At 59.8% G+C, this 22,558-nt stretch carries 17 protein-coding genes; 6 read left to right on the top strand and 11 right to left on the bottom strand.

Annotation, left to right across the window (positions count from 1 at the left end; all coding sequences use genetic code 11):
- Positions 1–17: 17 nt before the first annotated feature.
- Positions 18–938 (top strand): Csu type fimbrial protein, encoded by a 921-nt coding sequence (locus HU731_RS04785; protein WP_186608677.1) that lies wholly within the window; start codon positions 18–20, stop codon positions 936–938.
- Here HU731_RS04785 and HU731_RS04780 read toward each other — a convergent pair.
- Both HU731_RS04780 and HU731_RS04775 read right to left on the bottom strand, forming a co-directional pair.
- A complete protein-coding gene (locus HU731_RS04780) occupies positions 935–1,672 on the bottom strand; it encodes an anti-sigma factor family protein (RefSeq protein WP_186608661.1) in 738 nt (245 codons plus the stop codon). The genes HU731_RS04785 and HU731_RS04780 overlap by 4 nt on opposite strands.
- On the bottom strand, positions 1,669–2,175 hold the full coding sequence (locus HU731_RS04775; protein ID WP_186608662.1) for a sigma-70 family RNA polymerase sigma factor: 507 nt from the start codon (positions 2,173–2,175) through the stop codon (positions 1,669–1,671). The genes HU731_RS04780 and HU731_RS04775 overlap by 4 nt, the downstream gene beginning before the upstream one ends.
- Positions 2,176–2,342: 167 nt before the next feature.
- Here HU731_RS04775 and HU731_RS04770 point away from each other — a divergent pair, with 167 nt between their 5' ends.
- Together HU731_RS04770 and HU731_RS04765 are read left to right on the top strand one after the other, a co-directional pair.
- On the top strand, positions 2,343–3,425 hold the full coding sequence (locus HU731_RS04770; protein ID WP_186608663.1) for a catalase family peroxidase: 1,083 nt from the start codon (positions 2,343–2,345) through the stop codon (positions 3,423–3,425).
- Entirely contained in the window at positions 3,422–3,961 is a 540-nt protein-coding gene (locus tag HU731_RS04765; protein WP_186608664.1) for a cytochrome b, read from the top strand. The genes HU731_RS04770 and HU731_RS04765 overlap by 4 nt, the downstream gene beginning before the upstream one ends.
- Positions 3,962–4,012: 51 nt before the next feature.
- Here the strand turns inward: HU731_RS04765 and HU731_RS04760 are convergent, their stop codons facing one another.
- A complete protein-coding gene (locus HU731_RS04760) occupies positions 4,013–5,164 on the bottom strand; it encodes a M14 family metallopeptidase (RefSeq protein ID WP_186608665.1) in 1,152 nt (383 codons plus the stop codon).
- A 464-nt stretch (positions 5,165–5,628) separates the two neighbouring features.
- Complete coding sequence (locus HU731_RS04755; protein WP_186608666.1) at positions 5,629–5,979, bottom strand: DUF6124 family protein; 351 nt, start codon at positions 5,977–5,979, stop codon at positions 5,629–5,631.
- A 130-nt stretch (positions 5,980–6,109) separates the two neighbouring features.
- On the opposite strand from HU731_RS04755, the gene HU731_RS04750 reads away from it, so the two are divergent.
- Positions 6,110–6,745 (top strand): LexA family protein, encoded by a 636-nt coding sequence (locus tag HU731_RS04750; protein ID WP_186608667.1) that lies wholly within the window; start codon positions 6,110–6,112, stop codon positions 6,743–6,745.
- On the opposite strand, the gene HU731_RS04745 is transcribed toward HU731_RS04750, so the two are convergent.
- The 4 genes from HU731_RS04745 to HU731_RS04730 form a co-directional block, all read right to left on the bottom strand.
- Positions 6,742–8,667: an acetyl/propionyl/methylcrotonyl-CoA carboxylase subunit alpha gene (locus HU731_RS04745; RefSeq protein ID WP_186608668.1), complete on the bottom strand. Its 1,926-nt coding sequence runs from the start codon at positions 8,665–8,667 to the stop codon at positions 6,742–6,744. The two genes, HU731_RS04750 and HU731_RS04745, sit on opposite strands and share 4 nt — an antisense overlap.
- On the bottom strand, positions 8,664–9,470 hold the full coding sequence (locus HU731_RS04740) for a gamma-carboxygeranoyl-CoA hydratase (RefSeq protein ID WP_186608669.1): 807 nt from the start codon (positions 9,468–9,470) through the stop codon (positions 8,664–8,666). The genes HU731_RS04745 and HU731_RS04740 overlap by 4 nt, the downstream gene beginning before the upstream one ends.
- Positions 9,471–9,603: 133 nt before the next feature.
- Positions 9,604–11,211, bottom strand: a complete 1,608-nt coding sequence (locus HU731_RS04735) for a carboxyl transferase domain-containing protein (RefSeq protein ID WP_186608670.1) — start codon at positions 11,209–11,211, stop codon at positions 9,604–9,606.
- 12 nt (positions 11,212–11,223) lie between these two features.
- Positions 11,224–12,387, bottom strand: a complete 1,164-nt coding sequence (locus HU731_RS04730) for an isovaleryl-CoA dehydrogenase (protein WP_186608671.1) — start codon at positions 12,385–12,387, stop codon at positions 11,224–11,226.
- Positions 12,388–12,537: 150 nt separating this feature from the next.
- On the opposite strand from HU731_RS04730, the gene HU731_RS04725 reads away from it, so the two are divergent.
- Together HU731_RS04725 and HU731_RS04720 are read left to right on the top strand one after the other, a co-directional pair.
- Positions 12,538–14,175 carry an AMP-binding protein gene (locus HU731_RS04725; protein WP_186608672.1) on the top strand — a complete coding sequence of 546 codons (1,638 nt, stop codon included), beginning with the start codon at positions 12,538–12,540 and terminating at the stop codon, positions 14,173–14,175.
- A 98-nt stretch (positions 14,176–14,273) separates the two neighbouring features.
- The gene (locus HU731_RS04720) at positions 14,274–18,980 is read left to right on the top strand and encodes a dermonecrotic toxin domain-containing protein (RefSeq protein ID WP_225931603.1); all 4,707 of its coding nucleotides are present in this window, start codon (positions 14,274–14,276) and stop codon (positions 18,978–18,980) included.
- Positions 18,981–19,523: 543 nt separating this feature from the next.
- Here the strand turns inward: HU731_RS04720 and HU731_RS04715 are convergent.
- The 3 genes from HU731_RS04715 to HU731_RS04705 form a co-directional block, all read right to left on the bottom strand.
- Positions 19,524–20,426, bottom strand: coding sequence for a hydroxymethylglutaryl-CoA lyase (locus HU731_RS04715; protein WP_186608673.1), 903 nt, complete (start codon positions 20,424–20,426; stop codon positions 19,524–19,526).
- A 16-nt stretch (positions 20,427–20,442) separates the two neighbouring features.
- Positions 20,443–20,835, bottom strand: coding sequence for a MerR family transcriptional regulator (locus tag HU731_RS04710; protein ID WP_003192195.1), 393 nt, complete (start codon positions 20,833–20,835; stop codon positions 20,443–20,445).
- A 645-nt stretch (positions 20,836–21,480) separates the two neighbouring features.
- Entirely contained in the window at positions 21,481–22,416 is a 936-nt protein-coding gene (locus tag HU731_RS04705) for a LysR family transcriptional regulator (RefSeq protein ID WP_032896586.1), read from the bottom strand.
- Positions 22,417–22,558: the final 142 nt, after the last annotated feature.

The raw sequence follows: 22,558 nt of genomic DNA, 5'->3' as shown, positions 1-22,558 counted from the left end.
TGTTTTGCGGGCAGGCCATGGCGGCGTGTTCGGTGGTGTCCACCGTGCCGGCCAGTTTTGGCTCGATCAGTTCGATGACGGTGCGTACCGCCGCGCAAACCAGCTCTACGACAAACTCGGGCTTGAGTTGCACCCCGGCATTGATTTCGTTGCTGGTACCCACCGACCACTTTTACGCCACGATCACCTCGACCCAAAGCGGCATGGTCGGGCCGACCGGTGATGTGATCGGCTACACGATTTATGGCAACAACAGCACCAGTTATCCTATTACCCGTGGTGCGCAGTTCGATTTCGGCGGCGCTGGCGGCATCGCCCAGAGTATTGGCCTTGTCACTGGGCCTGGCGCGAAAACCGTGCCGTTGTACCTGAGCAGTATCACCGGCAGCAACGTCGCCGCCGGGGTGTACACCGAGACATTGAGCATCGCCTGGGTGTGGAATTATTGCTCGGGGATCGGCCTTGGCGGCATTTGCCTGGGACGTGACATTGGCAGCGGCACGGCGTCCCTGACCGTCAACATGACCGTGACCAACGACTGCCAGATCACTGCCCCGAATATCAGCTTTGGCAGCGCACCGGTGGTCAGTGGGTTCACTGCGGTGACCGGGCAGACCATCAACATCGCCTGCACCAAGGGCAGCGCCTATACCGTGGGCTTGAGCGATGGTCAGAACCCGGTGAGTGTCGGCGGTCGGCGGCGTATGGTTTCCGGCGGCAATTACCTGGCTTATGACATTTTTAAAAGCGCCGGCACCACGCGTTGGGGCAGTGTCGGCGCGGCGCGGCGGGCCAGCTCCACGGCTGAGGTCAATCCTGGCAATGGCCTGGGCATCGGTAGCCAGGTGTACAACTACAACGCCAAGGTCTACACCGACCAGCCCACGCCGCCGGCTGGCACCTATCTGGACAATGTGGTGCTGGACGTCGGTTTCTAGAAGGGCGTCTGCAGCGCGGCAGCCTGATCCACCGGGCTGACCATCGCATAGTTGTAGCCGCCGCCCGACCAGTAGTCGGCCTGCAAGCCATCGGCACTGCGCCTGCCGCGAGGCAGGAAACCGTTGTTCGGGCCAGGCGGGCGGATGTAGAAGCTGATGCGCCGGCCTTGGGCGTCCTGGTACAGCACCATGGCTGCCGCGCCTTGGTCGGTGGTGAGCAGGCGCCCGCTGACCGGCTTGAAACCGGCTTGGCTCAGGTCAGGCAGGCGATGGGCCTGGTTGAAATAGCGGTCGAGCCAGGCCTGCATGGTGCCGCGGTCCTGGGCGTTGTAGTCGGCGGGCATGATGCCGTCCTGGGCAAACAGGCGGTAGGCCTGCATGGCGTCGGTCATCGGCAGCAGCGGCGGCTGGGTGGCTTCGCGGACGTGCCAACCGCCAACCCCGCCGAGGCTCACGGCGATCAGCAGCAATGCCGCCGTGGCCAGGTGCCGACGGGATTGTTTTTTGATGCGCTGGCGAATCAGCGCCGGGTCCAATGCCGGGTTGTGCGGCTGTTGCAGGGCGCCGCTCAGCGACGCACGCAGCAACTGCGCATCCTGTTGCCAAGCCTGTACCTGGGCCGCCACTTCGGGGTGGCTGGCCAGCCAGGTTTCAAGCACGCGGCGATCACTGTCCAGCAATTGGTGATCGACATAGGCGTGTAAATCGCGTTCGCTGGGGGGCAGGCTGATCATTTGAGTCTCCGCAGGGAAGGGCCGGTCATCTCGCCATCGCTGAGTTGACGCAACGCTTGGCGTGCGCGGGACAGGCGTGACATTACGGTGCCGATGGGCACCTTGAGGATCTCGGCCACTTCCTTGTAGCTCAAGCCTTCGACAGACACCCACAGCAACAGGGCGCGCTGTTCGGTGTTCAGTTGATCGAAGGCTTGCAGGGTGGATTGGGCCAGCACCGTGCGTTCCACCGAAGGTTGCACGTCATCGCGGCCGGTGAAGAATTCGAGCATGCGCGCATAGCGGCGGCTGCGGCGGTGGGCGTCGAGAAATTGCCGGTAGAGGATCGAAAACAGCCAGGCGCGCAGGTCGCCCTCCAGACGTTTATCGGCCCAGGCGACGATCGCGCGCTCCAGGGTCGATTGCACCAGGTCATCGGCGCCGCTGCTGTTGCGCGTCAGGGACACGGCAAAACGCCGCAACCTGGGGATGAGTTCACGTAACTGTTCGTCGAGTTCATGCATGGGCGTCTGGCTGGTCACTACGCTGGGACTAGAGAGACGTCCGGCGTTGAAGGTTATTCCCCGTCCCGCAAAATAAATCCAGGGCTTGGGAATAGAGCTCATCGGCGTTCGTCTTAATGCTCCGACCTTATGTTTCAGCCTGAGGCCTCTGGCCCTGGAGTTCCTGCATGGTAGATCACTCATCACCCCCTCGTCCTCCTTTGAGCACTGCGAGCCTGATCGCACGACTCGCCGGCATCGGTGCCGTGGTTGCGGTTGTTGCCGGGGCATTTGCCTACGTCAATGGCACGCTCGACCCACAACGCCTGCGGCCAAAAACCTTGGTCAATGCCCTGGAAACCAATAACGGCGTGCATCCGGGCTTTCGCCGCAACCATGCCAAGGGCGTATGCGTGGCGGGGTATTTCCAGAGCAGTAGCGAGGCCCGTGCGTATTCCAGTGCCCAGGTGTTCAGCGAGGCCAAGACCCCGATCATCGGCCGCTTTGCCTTGCCCAGCGGTAACCCCTACGCGCCGGACAGCAGTGTGCCGATTCGCAGCTTTGCCGTGCAATTCAGCCAGGCCAACGGCCAGCAATGGCGTACGGGGATGAACAGCATGCCGGTGTTCCCGGTGGGCACGCCCGAGGCGTTCTACCAGTTGCTCAAGGCCGGCGCGCCAGACCCGGCTACCGGCAAGCCGAACCCGTCGAGCATGCCGGCGTTTTTTGCCGCACACCCGGAGACCGCGCCATTCCTGGCCTGGGTCAAGACCGCCAAGCCATCGGCCAGTTACGCGACCGAAACCTATAACGGCATCAACGCGTTTTACTTGGTGGCTGCCGATGGCGCACGCCAGGCCGTGCGTTGGGAGGTGGTGCCCCAGAGCCAGGACGCAGCCGGTGATACCGCACCTGCTGGCAGTGACTTCCTGGAGCAGGATTTGGTGCGACGCCTGGCTGCCGGGCCGTTGCGTTGGCAGTTGAACATGACCCTGGCCAACCCCGGCGATCCGCTGGACGACGCGAGCAAGACTTGGACCGGCACGCACAAGGTGCTCAACGCTGGCACCCTTGTGCTGCAAAGCAGCCAGCCACAGGCGGACGGCGATTGCCGCGATATCAACTTTGACCCGCTGATTCTGCCCAGCGGTATCCAAGCCTCAAACGACCCACTGCTGGCGGCACGTTCGGCCGCGTATGCCAGTTCGTACCTGCGCCGCGCCGGTGAAGTCAGCCCGTTGCACAGCGCCCCTCAGGAGTCGAAGCCATGAATGCTCAACCGCGGTTTTTTGCGCCTCTGGCGCGCGTGCTGCACTGGCTGATGGCGCTGATGATCATCGCCATGTTGTTTATCGGCGCGGGTTTGGCGGCGTCGGTGTCGGAGCGCCATGAGTGGCTGATCCACCTGCACAAGCCGCTGGGCATTGCGATTCTGGCGCTGGTGATCGTGCGCCTGGTGGTACGTTTTTCGACGCGCCAGCCGCCGTTGCCAGCGGATTTACCGGTGTGGCAAAAGCTGGCAGCCAAGGCTTCCCATGTGCTGTTGTACGCCTTGATGCTGGTGTTGCCGCTGCTGGGTTGGGCGATGATTTCGGCGGCCGGTGACCCGGTGATGCTCAGCAGTAACCTGCAACTGCCCGCACTGGTGGGGGCGAATGCGCCGTTGTTTGCGTTGTTGCGCAAGGCTCACGGTTATTTGGCCTATCTGCTGTTTCTCACTGTGCTGGTGCATCTGGCGGCCGCGTTGTTCCACGGTTTGATCCGCCGCGATGGTGTCTTGCAAAGCATGACCGGCAGTAAAGATTGACCGCTTCTGGTGGCGAGCAAGCTCGCTCGCCACCAGCGCTCGCCTCAGGCGCTAGCGCAAACGCCCGACGATATCAGCGACGCTGCTCAACACGTCCTTGCCCAACTGTTTGGAACGATCGCCTGACCAGCCAGTTCGCAGGTTGGGCGCGTCGTCGTTGTCCTTGAACGGCATTTCCAGGGTCAGGGACAGGCAGTCGTACTTTTCGCCCACCGCGTTGCAGGCCAGGGTCATGTTGGCTTGGCCGGGCAGGTCGCGGGTGTAGCCGTGGGTAGTCTGGAAATCCCGGGTCAGGTGGCTCAGGTGGCTGCGGAAGTGTTTTTCCAGGGCTTCGATGCGCGGCGTGTAGCCGGGGTTGCCTTCGCAGCCGGCGGTGAACACGTAGGGGATTTCTTCATCGCCGTGGATGTCGAGGAACATATCCACGCCGTATTTTTCCATCTGTTGCTGGATGAACAACACTTCGGGGCTGAGTTCCTGGCTGGCGCTTTGCCAGGCGCGGTTGAGGTCCTGGCCCATGGCGTTGGTGCGCAGGTGGCCATGGAAGGCGCCGTCCGGGTTCATGTTCGGCACCAGGTACAGATCGGCGACGGCCAGCAGTTTTTTCAGTTCGTCGTCGCCGTCCTTTTGCAGGCGCTCAATCACGCCTTCCATAAACCATTCGGCCATGTGTTCGCCGGGGTGCTGCTGGGCGATGATCCACACCTTGCGCCGGCCTTCGATCCCTTTGCCACGGCGCAGCAGTTGGATATCGCGGCCTTCAGCGCTTTTGCCGGTGGCCAGCAGGGTGACCCCGGCGTACTTCAAAGCTTGCTCGATCAGCCAGTCATGGCGTTCACGGCTGTAGGGCTCGAAGTAGGCAAACCAGACGTGCTTTTGCCGGGTCTGGAGGGTGATGTGCAGGATCTCGCCATCAAAGCGCGTCGGTACCCGGAACCAGTTGATATGGTCGTAGGACGCCACGGCGTTGTAGCCGCTCCAGGCATTTTTGTAAGACGAGCGCCCGGCGTTGCTCAAGCGAAAGGTGTGGGTGTGCCCCACATGCATGCCTTCGGCCTTGAAGTGGAACCATTGATAGTGATCGCTGCGGGTGTCGGGTTTGATTGCCAGCAACAACTGATAAGCGTCGCTGGCATCCAGGACCTGGATGTTGCCGCTGTCGAAGTCGGTGCAGATCTTGATGGAGGTCAAGGCCACGGTCATAGTCTGGTTGCCTGAATATGAGTGATGTGGCGGCTATCTTACACAGGCGTTCGGTAAAACCTGGATGCAAAAATTGTTGCAGGGGGAGGGGGCGTCATCCGTGACGCCGCGGCAGCTTAGAGTCTATGAGATTGATTCTCAAGCGCTAATTCGCAGATATACGGGCTAGAGCGTTCGGACGACTTTCTTTGGGCGATAGTCTTTTGCTACCATGCGCGCCATCAAGCAACACACAGTCTTCATTAGCCTGAAGCCACGCCAGGGAAACTGGCAAAAAAAGACCCGGCCAAAGAGCCGGGTCAAAAACCGTGATTAGCCTGATGAGGAGATATTCCAAGAGTCCGACCTAAGGTCTCTTGGTCTATCGACTGATCTCGCGATCAGCTGAGCCCAATAATAATCATTATCATTTGCAAGTCAAATGTTTTTATCCGTGGGATAGAAATATTTTTCTTTCGTGTCTGCTATGCGTTTGCCGTCGCCCCTGGCGCTTGCAACGATCGCTCCACCATCGCCTTCGCCATATCGATCAAATACACCACCGAAAACGCCAGGTCACGCTGGTTGCCCTGATGGCTGCACGCCGATTCGTAGGCGCTAGCCGCTGCACTGCGCAACAGGTCCGAGGCGTGTACCAGGGCTTCCTCCTGACTGACGTCGGGTTTGATTGCGAACAGGGCCCCGTCCGAGGCCGGCATCGACCGGTGTTCTTTCAAGTAATAGTCCAATGCGCGCTGTGCAGCGCCACTGGTGCACATGTCGTTTACTTCAGTCAGTTCGGGTGTTTCGGGCAATGGATGTGGGCGGGTGGTCATAAGCGGCAGTACTCCGGTGGGTGTCGAAATCCTTGGGCTTGATGATAGTACGTATCGTATTCCTGTCGTTTTATGGATTACTACAAACTGTTTATTGCCCGCAAAAACAGGCGCCGTATGGTGATGCACCATGGATAACTGGATAGCGTTGGTCAAAGCCAACATGAAAGACCGCAAGGTCACGCAGGATGAACTGGCGCAGCGCCTGGGCATGTCCCAGGGCGGCATCGGCCATTGGCTCAATAAACGCCGTGTGCCGAGCCTGGCGGACATGAACCGCGTACTGGCCGAACTGGGGTTGGGGTATTTGGAGGTGGCGCTGGAGATTCGTGAACGGGCCGCGCAAGCGCCTGAGCTGGAATTGCACTACAACCCGTATTTCCGCTACCCGGTCAGCGACTGGAAGCAGGCCTGCGAGTTGCGTGAGGAGCGGGCACCTTACAGAACCGAGCGCTACGAATTGACCGATTACCACGCGCGAGGCGAGGCGTTCTGGCTGCCGGTGACGGGAGACGCCATGACTGCGCCCACGGGCATGAGCATTGCGGCTGGCATGATGATCCTGGTTGACCCGGCCATCGCGCCCGAGCCCGGCAGGCTGGTGGTGGCCCAATGGGCGGGCAACCCTCAGGCCACCTTTCGCCAATTGCAGGAAGAAAGCGGCCAGCACTACCTGGTGCCGCTCAATCCCACTTACCCCAAGGTGCTGCTCACCGACGGCTGCCGCCTCCTGGGTGTGGTGGTGCAAGCCACGGCGAAGTTCTAGCCGGCCGTTTCAAGCTCCACCAATGCGCTGCCTTCGGCCACCATTTCACCCTCCTGACAGAACAGCGCCTTGACCACCCCGGCGTGGGGCGCACGGATGCTGTGCTCCATCTTCATGGCTTCGAGCACCACCAGTTGAGTATCAGCCTCAACGGTTTGACCCACTTCTACGAGCACCCGCACGATGCTGCCGTTCATGGGGGCAGTGAGGCCGCCCTGATGAGATTGATTAGCCTCGACCGCCGCAATCGGGTCGAACAGGCTGACAGCATGCATCTCGCCGTCCCAACGCAGGTACAGGCTGCCTTCATTGCGCACCGCCAGATGGGCACGGCGCACGCCCTGGTGTTCAGTCAGCAACTGTTCGTCGCATAACTGCGTGGTGTGCCCCGCCAGTTTCACCAGCCGATCCTGACCATTACAGCTCAGGTGCAGCGACACTTCGGCAGGCAGGCCCGCACGAAAGCCCTGATGACTTGCCCACGGCCCGTCACCCACCGGCAAGCTCTGCATAAACGCCGCGCCCGCCGCCTGCCAGAACTCATCGCTCAAGGCACCTGGCGTGGGCAACAGCTCATCCTGATAGCGCGGGATAAACCCGGTGTCCAACTCGGCCGCCGCAAACGCAGGGTGCCCGATGATGCGCCGCAAAAAGCCCAGGTTGGTCTTGAGCCCGCCGACCGCAAACTCATCCAGCATGCTTAATAAGCGCAGGCGCGCCTGTTCGCGGTCTTCGCCCCAGGCAATCAACTTGCCGAGCATTGGGTCGTAGAAGGGCGACACGCTGTCGCCTTGCTCGACGCCGCTATCTACTCGACGCCCAGGGCCCGGGCTGGACTCGCGGTACAGCGCCAGGTGCCCGGTGGCCGGCAGAAAGTCATTGGCCGGGTCTTCGGCATACAGCCGCACTTCAATCGCATGACCGTTCAACGCGACCTGCTCTTGCGTGATCGGCAGCGCCTCGCCCTGGGCCACCCGAATCTGCCAGGCCACCAGGTCGAGGCCGGTAATCGCTTCGGTCACCGGGTGCTCGACTTGCAGCCGCGTGTTCATCTCCATGAAGAAAAACTCGCCACGGGCATCCAGCAAAAACTCCACCGTACCTGCGCCGACATACCCGATGGCCTGGGCAGCGCGCACGGCTGCTTCGCCCATGGCCTTGCGCTGATCAACACTCAGGCCGGGAGCCGGGGCTTCTTCCACGACCTTTTGATGGCGCCGCTGGATCGAGCAGTCGCGTTCATTGAGGTACAGGCAATGGCCATGCTGGTCGGCAAACACCTGGATCTCCACATGTCGCGGCTTGAGCAGGTATTTCTCCACCAGCATTTGCCCGTTGCCGAAGGACGACAACGCCTCACGCTGGGCGGAGGCCAGCGCTTCGGCCAATTGGCTGACGTCCTCGACCACCTTCATGCCTTTGCCACCGCCGCCCGCCGTGGCCTTGAGCAGTACCGGGTAGCCGATACGCTCACAGGCGGCGCGGAAGGTCTCCAGGTCCTGGGCCTCGCCGTGATAGCCCGGCACCAGCGGTACACCAGCCGTTTCCATCAGGGCCTTGGCCGCGGATTTGCTGCCCATGGCGTCGATGGACGAGGCGGGCGGGCCAAGGAAGATCAAGCCTGCCGCCTCGATGGCCCGGGCGAAGCCGGCGTTTTCCGAGAGGAAGCCGTAGCCGGGGTGAATCGCCTGGGCGCCGCTGGCGTGGGCGGCGGCAATCAGCTTGTCGATTTGCAGGTAACTGTCGGTGGCTTTGCTGCCGCCCAGGTCGACGCGGATATCCGCTTCACGGCTATGGCGGGCATCACGGTCGATGGCGCTGTGCACGGCCACGGTGGTCAAGCCCATGGCCTTGGCGGTGCGCATGACCCGGCAGGCGATCTCGCCACGGTTGGCCACCAGAACGGTGGTGAGTGTGCTCATGAGCGCGGCTCCTGGGTTTGCCAACTCGGCGCACGTTTTTGCAGAAACGCGCGCAAGCCTTCCTGGCCCTCGGCGCTCACCCGAATGCGCGCAATGGCGTTTTCGCAATAGCGGCGCAGCGCGGGGGTGAGGGCACCGTTGCCTACTTCACGCAATAAATCCTTACTGGCACGCATGGCCGCCGGGCTGTTTTGCAGCAGGTTGGTGACCCACAGGGCGACCTGCTGATCCAGAGTCTCGGCGGGATAACTTTCCGCCAGCAAGCCGATCTCCCGTGCGCGCTGGCCGCCGAACCGCTCGGCGGTCAGCGCATAACGACGGGCAGCGCGTTCGCCGATGGCCTGCACCACGAACGGGCTGATCACCGCCGGTGCCAGGCCGATACGCACTTCCGACAGGCAGAACTGCGCATCATCGGCGCCGATGGCCATGTCACAGCAACTGATCAGGCCCAGCGCGCCACCGTAGGCGGCGCCTTGCACCACCGCCAGCGTGGGGATTTTCAGCTTGGACAGGTTGTACATCAACTCCGCCAGTTCGCGGGCGTCGTCCAGGTTGGTGTGGTAGTCCAGCTCGGCCGACTGCTGCATCCAGGCCAGGTCGGCACCGGCGCTGAAGTGCTTGCCGCGCGCGCGCAGCACCAGAAAGCGCAAGGACGGGTCGCCTTGTACGCGGTCAAGGGCCAGGATCAGCTCGCGGATCATCTGGGCGTTGAAGGCGTTGTTCTTGGCTTCACGGCTGAGCCACAGCGTGGCAAAGCCACGGCGGTCGGTGATCAGTTCGAGGGTGTTGAAGTCGCTCATGCAAGGAGCTCCATGATAATGAGAGGCTTCCTGTAGGAGCGAGCTTGCTCGCGAAGGTCGTCAACGATAACGCGGGGCTTCTGGATGACCGCGTTGCCTTGAGGTTCTTCGCGAGCAGGCTCGCTCCTACAGGTTACATACGGAACACGCCGAAGCGGCTCGGCTCGATGGGGGCGTTCAGTGCGGCAGACAAGGCCAGGGCCAGCACGTCGCGGGTCTGCAGCGGGTCGATCACGCCGTCATCCCACAAGCGTGCACTGGAGTAGTAGGGGTGGCCCTGGGTTTCATACTGGTCGAGGATCGGCTGCTTGATCGCGGCTTCCTCCTCGGCACTGAAACCGTTGCCGGCGCGCTCAGCCTGTTCGCGCTTGACCTGCGCCAACACCCCGGCGGCCTGTTCGGCCCCCATCACGCCAATGCGTGCGTTGGGCCACATCCACAAAAAGCGCGGGTCGTAGGCGCGGCCACACATCCCATAGTTACCCGCACCAAAGCTGCCACCGATGATCACGGTGAATTTCGGCACCTTGGCGCACGCCACGGCGGTCACCAGCTTGGCGCCATGCTTGGCAATGCCGCCGGCTTCGTACTTCTGGCCGACCATGAAACCGGTGATGTTTTGCAAGAACAGCAGGGGAATCCCGCGTTGGCAGGCCAATTCGATAAAGTGCGCGCCTTTTTGCGCGGCTTCGGCGAACAGGATGCCGTTGTTGGCCAGGATCGCAATAGGGTAGCCATGCAAATGCGCAAAGCCGCACACCAGGGTCGTGCCGAACAAGGCCTTGAACTCATCGAACACCGAGCCGTCCACCAGGCGTGCGATGACTTCGCGCACATCAAAGGGTTGCTTGGCATCCGCCGGGATCACGCCGTACAGCTCGTCGCTGCTGTACAACGGCGCCACCGGTGGGCGTTGCAGCAGCTCACCTTGCTTGCGCCAATTAAGGTTGGCCACGCTGCGCCGCGCCAGGGCCAGGGCGTGTTCATCGCTGTCGGCATAGTGGTCGGCCACGCCCGAGATTTTGCAATGCACATCGGCACCGCCCAGGTCTTCGGCGCTCACCACCTCACCGGTGGCGGCCTTTACCAGCGGCGGGCCGGCGAGGAAGATGGTGGCTTGCTGGCGCACCATGATCGCTTCGTCGGCCATGGCCGGCACGTAAGCGCCGCCTGCGGTGCACGAGCCCATCACCACGGCAATTTGTGGAATGCCCTGGGCGCTCATATTGGCCTGGTTGAAGAAGATCCGCCCGAAGTGCTCGCGGTCGGGGAACACCTCGTCCTGGCGTGGCAGGTTGGCGCCGCCGGAGTCCACCAGGTAGATACACGGCAGGCGGTTCTGCTCGGCGATGGTCTGGGCACGCAGGTGTTTTTTCACCGTCAGCGGGTAATAGGAGCCGCCTTTGACCGTGGCATCGTTGGCCACGATCATGCATTCGACGCCTTCCACCCGGCCGATGCCGGCAATCACCCCGGCCGCCGGGACGTCTTCGCCGTACACCTGATGGGCGGCCAGTTGGCTCAGCTCCAGAAACGGCGAGCCGGGGTCGAGCAGACGGTTGATGCGCTCGCGGGGCAACAGCTTGCCGCGAGAGGTGTGGCGCTCCTGGGCCTTGGCGCCGCCACCTTGGTGGACGTGGGCGAGCAGGCTGTGCAGGGCGTTGACCTGTTCAAGCATCGCCGCGCGGTTAGCGGCGAATTCCGCCGAGCGCGGGTTGAGCTGGGTGTGCAAGGTGGCCATGGGCGTGCTCCTTCAGCGGGTTTCGTTGAACAGTTCGCGACCGATCAACATCCGCCGAATCTCGCTGGTGCCCGCACCAATTTCGTAGAGCTTGGCGTCACGCAGCAGGCGCCCGGCGGGGAATTCGTTGATATAGCCATTGCCGCCCAGAATCTGGATCGCATCCAGGGCCATTTGCGTGGCGCGCTCGGCGCTGTAAAGGATCACGCCCGCAGCGTCCTTGCGCGTGGTCTCGCCACGCTCGCACGCCTGGGCCACCGCGTAGAGGTAGGCGCGGCTGGCGTTGAGCTGGGTGTACATATCGGCGACTTTGCCCTGGATCAGCTGGAACTCGCCGATGCTCTGGCCGAACTGCTTGCGGTCGTGGATGTAGGGCACGATCAAGTCCATGCATGCCTGCATGATCCCGGTAGGGCCACCGGAGAGCACTACGCGTTCGTAGTCCAGGCCGCTCATCAACACTTTCACGCCGCCATTGAGCACGCCGAGGATGTTTTCTTCGGGTACCTCGACATCGTCAAAAAACAGCTCGCAGGTGTTGGAGCCGCGCATGCCCAGCTTGTCGAATTTATTGCTGCGGCTGAAGCCTTTCCAGTCGCGCTCGACGATGAAGGCGGTGATGCCGTGGGGGCCTTTATCCAGGTCGGTCTTGGCGTAGATCACGTAGGTATTGGCGTCCGGGCCGTTGGTGATCCAGGTCTTGCTGCCATTGAGTACGTAATGGTCGCCGCGCTTGTCGGCGCGCAGTTTCATCGAGACCACGTCGGAGCCGGCATTCGGCTCGCTCATGGCCAGGGCGCCGATGTGCTCGCCGCTGATCAGCTTGGGCAGGTACTTGAGTTTTTGTGCGTGGTTGCCGTTGCGGTTGATCTGGTTGACGCACAGGTTGGAGTGCGCCCCGTACGACAACGCCACCGAAGCTGAGCCACGGCTGATTTCTTCCATGCTCACCACATGGGCCAGGTAACCCAGGCCGGCACCGCCGTACTCCTCGGGCACGGTGATGCCCAGCAGGCCCATGTCGCCGAACTTGCGCCACAGGTCAGCGGGGAACAGGTTGTCGATGTCGATCTGGGCCGCGCGCGGTGCGATCTCCTTGGCCACGAAGGACTGCACCTGGTCGCGCAGCATGTCGATGGTCTCGCCGAGGGCGAAGTTCAGGGACGGGTAACTCATGGACAGGCACCTTAATGTGAGCTTTGTTGTTGTGTGGGCGGGGCGCGGGAGGAGGGCGCTCACCTTTACGTTAACGTAAGCTTGCGTTACGGCGCTGTCAATCGTAGTTTACGTATACGTCAACCTACAAAAAAGATAACAGGGGTCGTTATGGATCAACCGCACCCGAGCTACAGCCGTGGCTCCCAGGATAAGACCTTGCTGGCCATGACCATTGGCCAGGCATTCGATCACACCGTCGCGCAGTTTCCACAGGGCGAAGCCTTGGTGGTGCGCCACCAGCAGCGGCGCTACACCTGGCGACAGCTGGCCGAGACGGTTGAGCTACACGCCCGCGCGTTCCTCGCCCTGGGCATGCAAACCGGTGACCGCCTGGGTATCTGGGCGCCTAACTGTGCCGAGTGGTTGATCTGCCAGGTGGCGAGCGCCAAGCTCGGGGTGATCCTGGTCAATATCAACCCGGCCTATCGCAGCAGCGAGTTGGATTACGTGCTCAAGCAGTCCGGTTGCCAATGGCTGGTATGCGCCGGTTCGTTCAAGACCTCCGATTACCACGCCATGCTCCAGGTGCTGAAGCCCGAGCTGCGCGGCCTCATCAGCCTCGACCCCAGCCCGCCGCCGGGATTCATGCCCTGGTCGCAGTTGGCGGCCCTTGGCGCAGGCGTGTCGCCCGAGCAACTGCACAGCCGCCAGGCCAGCCTGCATTTCGATCAACCTGTGAATATCCAGTACACCTCCGGCACCACCGGCTTCCCTAAGGGCGCCACCCTCAGTCACCACAACATCCTCAATAACGGTTACATGGTCGGTGAAAGCCTGGGCCTGAGCGCAGGGGACCGCCTGGTGATCCCGGTGCCGCTGTATCACTGCTTCGGCATGGTCATGGGCAACCTCGGTTGTATCACCCATGGCACTACCATGATCTACCCCAATGACGGCTTCGACCCGTTGCTGACGCTGAGCGCCGTGGCCGAAGAAAAAGCCACCGGCTTATATGGCGTGCCGACCATGTTCATCGCGCTGCTCGATCACCCGCGCCGGGCCGAGTTCGACCTGTCCAGCCTGCGCACCGGCATCATGGCTGGGGCGACCTGCCCGATCGAAGTGATGCGCCGGGTCATCCATGAGCTGCACATGGGGGAAGTGCAGATCGCCTACGGCATGACCGAAACCAGCCCGGTGTCGCTGCAGACTGGGGCGGATGACGATATAGAACGGCGGGTCACCACCGTGGGCCGCACCCAACCGCAATTGGAAACCAAAATTGTCGACGAGGCCGGTAACACCGTGGCGCGCGGCGTGATCGGTGAGCTGTGCACCCGGGGTTACAGTGTGATGCTCGGTTACTGGAACAACCCTGAAGGCACCCGTGAAGCCATCGACGACGCCGGCTGGATGCACACTGGCGATCTGGCGACCATGGATGATCAGGGTTACGTGTGCATTGCCGGGCGTAACAAAGACATGATCATTCGCGGGGGCGAGAATGTGTACCCGCGTGAGCTGGAAGAATTTTTCTTTACCCATCCGGCGGTGGCGGACGTGCAGATCATTGGTGTCCCGGACGAGCGTTACGGTGAAGAAATCGTCGCCTGGATCAAATTTCATCCCGGCCATGTGGCCAACGAGCTGGAGCTATTGAGCTGGTGCAAGGACCGTATCGCCCATTTCAAGACGCCCAGGCATTTCAAATTCGTGGATGAGTTTCCGATGACGGTAACGGGCAAGATCCAGAAATTTCGCATGCGGGAGATCAGCATAGAGGAGTTGGCGTCTACTCGCGGCTGAGGGAGGGTGTCATCGCAGTGTGGGGTATGTGGATACCCCTGTTTGATGGGGCAATGATCGGATATTGATTGTTTGTTCTGTCAAATGGAATTCGGTAAATGAGCGATCTTGATCAACGCGATAGCAGTCAATCGGGGGCGGCGCAGAGTGTGCACGCGAATGTCATTCTGGATCGGGTGCCATCGTGGTATGGCGGCGCTACTCTCAAGCACAAAAAGGCGTTCTCTGAAACACAGTTAGTCGTGCCGCAGTGGTATACAAATTTATCGCCGCAGAGAAAGCTGGTCGTGACGACGGCCTATACGCGTAGTTTTAGAGCACTGAACAAGCTGGATGCGAAGTTCAGTAAAATGCATGGTGCTGTAGCATTCTGCGAGCCTCTTCTCGTGGCGGCAATGAAAAAGGAGTTTGGTGAGGATCACGATGTCAGGCGGCTGTTTTTTGCGCGGAAGGTATTTGTGCCTGCCGATCGCTCAAAAGTCTTTGGTCTGGAGGCCACTGGATATTGCCGCTATGAGGGCGTCAGTTTAATCGAGGCCGCGTTAAATAACTTCGCGACCGAAGAGACGCTTGAAGTGGCTGACGAGGATGCCAGTGTTATCACACGGTATGATTTTCACGAGCGGTCTCTTACATTTAATCAGGCCGAGGTCCTCGCTCGTAAAACGTCGATAAAACCCTCCTTGTTTGCACGTCTGTGCAGAACGTTGGATTTAGGCGCGCAATACTTGAGGCATGTTGAGTCGTTTGTCAGCCCTGTCGATACGCCAAACTTAGCGATGGGCACCTCGGCAAGAGCCGTTCGTCACCTCATGATTGGCGCGACCCTGCAGCAGTTGGCGTTCGCCGCCGAAGTGGCGGTTGAGCGCGGGGACATCCAGCAAGATGCCTACCAACTGATACAACAGTTGGTGTGGCATCAGCAGGCGCTGACGTGGCGGGGCAAAACAGTCAGTTGTTCATGTTTGAACGTGCTGGGTCAGCCGTTGGCAAAAATTATTGTTATCGGTCATTTGAATATTTACCCCGTGCACGGTGTATTTGTGTACAAGCGCGAGCCCTGTTTAGTATTCATTCCGGGAGATCCTGTTTGCATGCTAAAGGAGTACAAAGGCTTAAATGACTTTAAAGTCGATGTGGTGGAGCGATTATGCCAGGCGGATTACCGGCTCTTTTTCAGTCAGTTCGTTCCGCACGCGAGCCAGTCACAATTTTTTACCAAACTCAAGCGGCACCTTGACCCTACTGAACAATTTTCTGAACTTGAAAAGTTTGATGCCGACAAAAAAGACATAAAAACATTCACCATTGGCTACGGGCTGCGTCTTTCGTTGTTGTGGCAAGACTATGCTCGGCAAAACGTCGATCTCATGCTCAATAACGCCCAGGCGATCGCCGTTTCCACCGATGCGGCAGAGGTACGTGCGCGTAACGCGTGGCTGGTTAAGTTAGGCAGTACGGCTTTGAATGTCTTGAACGTGGCAGTCCTTGTCTTTCCAGAACTGGCGCCCGTCATGTTGCTGGTTGGCGCGGTGCAAATGTTGTATGAGGTCGGCTCAGGTATAGAGGCGTGGGAAGAGGGGGATAAAAAAGCCGCGTGGGTCCACGTTTCAACCATCCTCTTCAATGCGGCAACAATATATGTGGGCGCCAAGTTTTTACCGCTTGTCAATACAGCATTTGTCGAGAGCCTGGCTCACGTGCGTTGCCCTGACGGCAATATCCGTCTGTATTCTCCTGACCTCAAACCCTACCAGCGACAGGTCACACTGCCCGATGGGCTCTCGGCCAATGAGCATGGCTTATACGAACATGAAGGCGGCTTGTACCTGCGGGAAAACGCTACGTATTACCGGGTGGAGAGGGTGGGGACCAGCAATGACTATAAAATCCTGCACCCGGACAACGCGGCAGCTTACACCCCCAAGGTAAGCCGTACGCGCGCTGGGGCTTGGGCCCATGAGCATGAAAACCCGCTGACATTGACCGATTCGCAGTTGATGCAGCGGCTTGGCCCGACAGCAGAGCGTTTTGCAAATGAACCACTCAAGCTTGAACGTATTGTGCAAATGTCTGAAACCACCATGGACGCTCTGCGCAAAATGCATGCAGATCAGTCACCACTGCCTGCCCTCCTGGCCGATACCTTGAAGCGATTGGAAATGGACAGTGCAGTGGCGCAGGAACCCAACACTGTCAGCGCCTCACAGAGGGCGGCGCACCTGTCTGAGCTTTTCGCTCAGCGCTATGCCGCTGCCCAGAGCGCAGGCAGCGAGGCCGCAAGGTTGATCAAGCGTGTGTTTCCCTCGCTTCCCCAGGCCGTTATTGAAGAACTGTTGAACGCTGCCAACTCCGCAGAAATGAAGAGTCTCACCGAACACAATCGTGTGCCGTTGCGCCTGGCGGAAGAGGCTCGCCATTATCAACAGCAAGTGCGTTTGGCGCGGGCTTATGAAGGGCTGTACCGCAAGACCCTGGGTAATGACGATACACAACGCATGGTGCTGCACAGCCTGAGTAAGCTGCCTGGTTGGCCCGGCGACCTGCGCATCGATATCGTCGAGCGGCTGCCCGTAGGGGAGCGTCTGCTGGATTCATTGGGGCCAGAGAATGCGGCCGTCAAGCGTCGCTTTATCAGGTTTGGCGCCCAAAATCTTTATGAAGTCCAAGACGATAAGTTTGCGCTATTGAGTTCGCAGGCGGATATCTATGGGGCTGTCCAGTCAGCGGTGTCGCCCGAGGATTGGAGGGCGATGAAATTGACCGCTCATGATCGTGGCGCGAGCCTGAAACAGGCGCTGGAGCAAATGTCGCTGATGCCACGCGATGAATTGCGCCGGCTGTTAGGGATGCAGCCTGTCAAACCACGCTACAAACCGCCAATGCGTCTTGCCGATGGGCGCATGGGTTACCCGTTGAGTCCGGTAGTTGGCGAGGGGCGTCGGCCTTATGCGTGTGAAAGGGCAGCGATAGATCTTTATCCGTCAAAGTCCATCGAGCAGGTGGAGCAAATGTTGGGGCTGCAAGGCGTCGGCGATATTGAGTTCCTGGCAAAAATGGAAGCACTCAATCGCGAGTTTACGCAACTCAAGACCGACCTGGACGCTTGGCTCGACGCAGGAGAGTGGCAACAACGCAGGGCCCGAGGGCGGGTCGCCAACACACTCAAAGACGCATGGCAGCGTAGGTCATCGCAACAAGCCCAGGCTTCCGAGCAGGAGGGGATGGAATACATCCTGCGCTTGGCCGATGAGCAAGTCGGTGAGTTGCCTCCGATTACGGCGAACATGGATCATGTGGACTGTCTTGATTTATCGAGAATGTATCTTTCGGATGCATCCTTGCCCTTTTTGAATGGGTTTGGCGGTTTGCGCTGGTTGGATATCAGCTACAGCCACTTCACGCGTTTGCCGGAGTTCGCCAAGGGTGGCGCGGGTCTGACCACGCTCAATTTGAGCGGCAATGACATACGGCTGACGAGGCAAAGCCAGGCACGCCTCCAGGGCATGCGGAGTTTGACCACGCTCAATCTCTCCCACAACCGCCATTTGGGATGGGCGGCCGACCTGAGCAACATGCATGATTTGAACCGGCTGAATCTGGCGAATACCGGAACGACAACGTTCCCCAGAGGCGCCGAACATCTGAATAACTTGGCCTGGATCGATCTGCATACAAACGCGATGACTGAATTGCCTCGGTACGCCCTCGATCATCCAGATCGAATCAGTGTGCATGATAATCCTTTATCGCAAGAACGCTTGACCGATGACCACGTCACCCTCTTGGAGGGGCGCAGGTTATGGCTGCACGATTCTCCCGCAGACATGCAAACCCGTCGCGGCGATATGTGGGACCAGCTCAGCTCCAGTCCTCAGGCAGCGGCGTTTTTCGCCGTGGTGGCGGACACGACACGTTGCGCAGAGTACGTATCCGGGGCTACTCGACCGCAGTTGGCCGAGCGCGTCTGGGACATGATTAAAGCGGTCTATGAGAATCAAAAGACCCGTGACGTATTGTTTAAGTCCGCCGATGGCCGCGCTACCTGTGGTGACGGAAGCGTACTTGAGTTCATGAAGCTGGAAACTGATTTGTTAGTGGAACAATCGCTTGAGAGGGTGGGGGAGCATGAGGTAGAAGCGACCTTTATCAGCACGGGCGAGCGGCTTTTTCGCCTGAGGTTGGTGGATATCATCGCTCTGCGTGATGTCGAGGCGCGAGGGCCCGACTTTGCGGAGGAGACCGAAGTCGTTCTTGCGTATCGCACCGGCTTGGCACAGCGGCTGAATTTGCCGATCAAAACCTTCGAAATGCTCTATCGCCAAACCGCGGGTGTGAGCCCAGAGGCTCTTGATGCTGCTTATCTGAAAGTGCTTGAGGACGAAAAAAACATAAGCGAAAAGAGTCGTTTTTTTGTAGATATGGCGTTTTGGAGGAAGCAGCTTTGCACCCAATACACACAGGAATTCAACGCCCTGACGGCCACCGATTTTGAGTTGATAACTGGAAAGCGAGAGGCGTTGGAAAAGGTAGCTGAACTGCAAAAAAGCCCGGATCGCCCTGTAGATCAAGATGCAAAACGGGTGTGGCAGCGCGAGTACGACGAAGCGGTTGACAGCGTTGCTACCCTGCTGGGTAAGAACCGGGATCAAATTCTGATCGACGGTTCCATGACCGATGCTTTTTACCATCAGCAAATGAGACAGCTGGGGGCGCAGCGACAAGCCAAGGAGACAGCGGCGATGCAGGCCCTGACGGTCACAGTGCTTAATAATTTCTCAGCGAAGAAGGTGGCATCCACTTAAGCCAAAAAGTGCGAGCAGCACAAAGGGGACCCGAAGGTCCCCTTTAATTTGTCGTTGCCTGCTCTTTTCTTATTATTGAGGGGCGGCCTGTTGTTGTTTTTGGTAGCCGTGGCCCGTACCGCTTTTTTGGCGACCCCCATCCGGGGTCAAGAGCAAACGTATTTTTTTGAACGCTGACCTGCTTCTTCGTAAACGATCCAACCAGTGGGTAGCTACCTGAGGTAGTTTTATTTTTCTCTAGCCGGTTGCGGGTTGCGGCATGCCGTACCCTGGGAAGCACATCTTCTCCAAAAAAATCTGTTAGCTGCGTCTCTGCCGTGTTGTTTTTGTTATGTCAGAGTCGTTTCGTCTTATTTTTATTAGGTTTGGCGCTTTTTATTCTTGTTATGCCATAGAGATAGCAGAAGGCGTGCCAACTTTTTAAAAGCCTTTAAAATCAATGGCTTGGTTTTTTGGTCAGCCTTTTCTTTCAAACGGTGCGGACGATTTTGTTCCCGCGTTACCCGTTATGCCGGGGTGCGGTAACACATTGTCACAGCTGCGCTACTCACCGGCGTTACGCACCTTCGCCACACGGGACCCGGTTGGCCGTCCCAGCACTTGGCTGATCTGTTGGCCGGCGCCAATCAAGCGTTCCAGGTCGATACCCGTGTCGATACCCAGGCCGTTGAGCAGGTACAGCACGTCCTCGGTGGCGACGTTACCGCTGGCGCCCTTGGCGTAAGGGCAGCCGCCCAGGCCTGCGATAGAGCTGTCGAACACCGTGATGCCCTCCAGCAAGCTGGCATAGATGTTGGCGATGGCCTGGCCGTAGGTGTCGTGGAAATGCCCGGCCAGCTTGTCTCGTGGTACGTGCGCGCCGACCACTTCGAACAGGCGTCGGGTAGCGCCCGCGGTGCCGGTGCCGATGGTGTCGCCCAGGGACACTTCATAGCAGCCCATGGCATACAACTCGCGGGCGACCGCCGCCACTTGCTCCGGTGCGATCTCGCCTTCATAGGGGCAACCCAGCACACAGGACACATAACCGCGCACGCTCACGCCGTGCTGCTTGGCCGAGGCCATGATCGGCGCGAAGCGCTCCAGGCTTTCGCTGATGGAGCAATTGATATTGCGCTGGGAGAACGCCTCGGACGCCGCCGCAAACACCGCGACTTCCTTGACCCCGGCCGCCAGCGCATCCTCGAAGCCGCGCAGGTTCGGTGCCAGTGCGCCATAGGTCACGCCGGGCTTGCGCTGGATCTGCGCAAACACTTCGGCGGAGCCGGCCATTTGTGGCACCCACTTGGGTGAGACAAAACTGCCGACTTCGATATAGCTCAAACCGGCGGCGCTCAGCGCGTCTACCAATTGGACTTTATCCGCCACGCTGATGGGCTGGGCTTCGTTCTGCAAACCGTCGCGCGGGCCGACTTCAACCAGGCGTACGTGGGAGGGGAGGGACATGGCAGTTACCTTCTGTTCAATGGCCGGCTTGGCTGATGGTCTGCGCCAGGGCCTGGGTGCAACGCTCTTCAGCGGTGTCCAGTTCCAGCTTCATCTGTTCGATATCCAGCAGTTGCTGTTCCAACTGCTCACGGCGTTCGGCGATCTTGGCCAGCATGCTGTTGAGTTGGATCTGGTTGCCGCCGGTGGGGTCGTAGAGTTCGATCAGCTCGCGGCATTCGGCCAGGGAGAAGCCGATGCGCTTGCCACGCAGGATCAGCTTGAGGCTGACCTTGTCGCGCGCCGAGTAAATGCGCTCCTGGCCCCGACGCTCCGGGGCCAGCAGGCCTTGTTCTTCATAGAAACGAATGGCGCGGGTGGTGATGTCGAGCTCGCGGGCGAGGTCGGAGATGCTGTAGGTGGTGCTCATGGCAGTGCTCAAGAAAGTCTTGGCGCTAAGCTAATTGCAGGTTGACGTAAACGTCAAGGGCCGCTGCGCAGCCATCGGGAGCAAGCCTTCTCCCACAGACATAGGTATCTACACAACTTTTGGGCTGTAGCAGCACACGGTAACCACGATGCGAAGCGAGCCGCTCTTGATCTTGATCTGCTTTTGATCTCAAGCGCCCCGTCAAACCACGCTGGCCGGAATTCGACAGGGATTTGGGGGGTAAACCGGCAGGGATGCCGGTTTAGCCGCCCCGCGCCATGGATGGCGCGTGGCGGCGGCCCCCCAAATCACTGGCGGATTACGGGCACACCGAGCCAAAGCGAGGTGCCGAGTGGTGGGGCAAGAGCCCTTTGGTTACTTTGGGGCTCTTTTCCAAAGTGACCCGCCGTCAGGGCGGAACCCTAAGTAGCCGTTACCGCAGGAACGGATATGTACCCAATCCAACTATGTGGACTGTCAGGCCGCCTTCGCGAGCAAGCCAGCTCCCACATTTGGATCCTGGGGCGCCAGGGAGATAGGCGCCGGCCGTCAGGCCGTCACGGGAGCAAGCGCCCTCGCCACAGGTTCGGCGTCATACCGAAGTTGTGTAGATACCTATGCGCTCACAGGGCTAGCCCTTCAACTTCAAGCCTGTTGTTTATCCAACTTCTTTTCCTGGGCCGTCACCTGCTGGCACAACTCGATCATCTGTTCACGCATCCAGCGGTTCGCCGGGTCCTGGTCGGTGCTTTCGTGCCAGTACAAATGGGTTTCCACCGGCGGCACGTTGTTGACCGGCAGATGGAACCAGTGCAGTTCATGACGGCGAGCGAAACGCTCGGGCACGGTCATCACCATGTCGGTCTGTTGCAGCACCTGGGAGGCCATCAGGTAATGCTGGGAACGCAGGGCGATCTTGCGCTGGATGCCCATTTTGCCCAGAGCCAGGTCCACGTAACCCAAACCGTTGCGGCGGCTGGAGATATGGATATGGGTCAGCGACAAGTAATCATCCAGCGTGAATTTGTCCTTGCCCGCCATCGGGTGGCCCTTGCGCATGGCACACACGTAGCGGTCTTCCATCAGCTTGACGTGACGCACCTGCGGGTCGGTGTTGAGCGGCGCATCCACGGCAAAATCCAGGCGCCCGGCGGCCAGTTCCTTGGTGGTTTCGCGGCGCTTGGACAGGAAACTCTCGATCACCACCGTCGGCGCCAGGCGGCGCAGGCGCTGGAACAGCAGCGGCAGGATCACCGCCTCGGTCAGGTCGGTCATGCTGATGCGGTAGGTCTTGGCCGCCTGCTGCGGGTTGAAGATGCGGCTTTCCTGCACCGACACGCGCAGCAACGACAACGCATTGCGCACCGGGCCGATGATGTTCTGTGCCATGGGCGTAGGCACCATGCCTTGGGCGGTGCGCACGAACAGCGGGTCGTTGAAGGTCTCGCGCAACCGTGCCAGGGCGTTGGACACCGCCGGCTGGGTGATACCGACGATCTGCCCGGCGCGGGTCAGGTTGGCTTCGGTGTAAATCGCATCAAAGACGATGAAGAGGTTGAGATCGACCTTGCTCAGATTCATTTCGTTGCGCTCTTATTGTGAGGTGCCCATGCGCCGATCATATATCGGTGATGAATGTTAATACACGCCGAGAATAGGCTAGGTAAATTATCAGCGCTGTTCTAGCATCGAATGCATGACCTAAACAACCTCTCAGAGAAGG

It is taken from the genome of Pseudomonas salmasensis (assembly GCF_014268375.2).
Taxonomy (GTDB): Bacteria; Pseudomonadota; Gammaproteobacteria; order Pseudomonadales; family Pseudomonadaceae; genus Aquipseudomonas; species Aquipseudomonas salmasensis.
The sequence above is the reverse complement of the archived record's forward strand: the minus strand, read 5'-3'. Positions and strand labels throughout refer to the sequence as shown.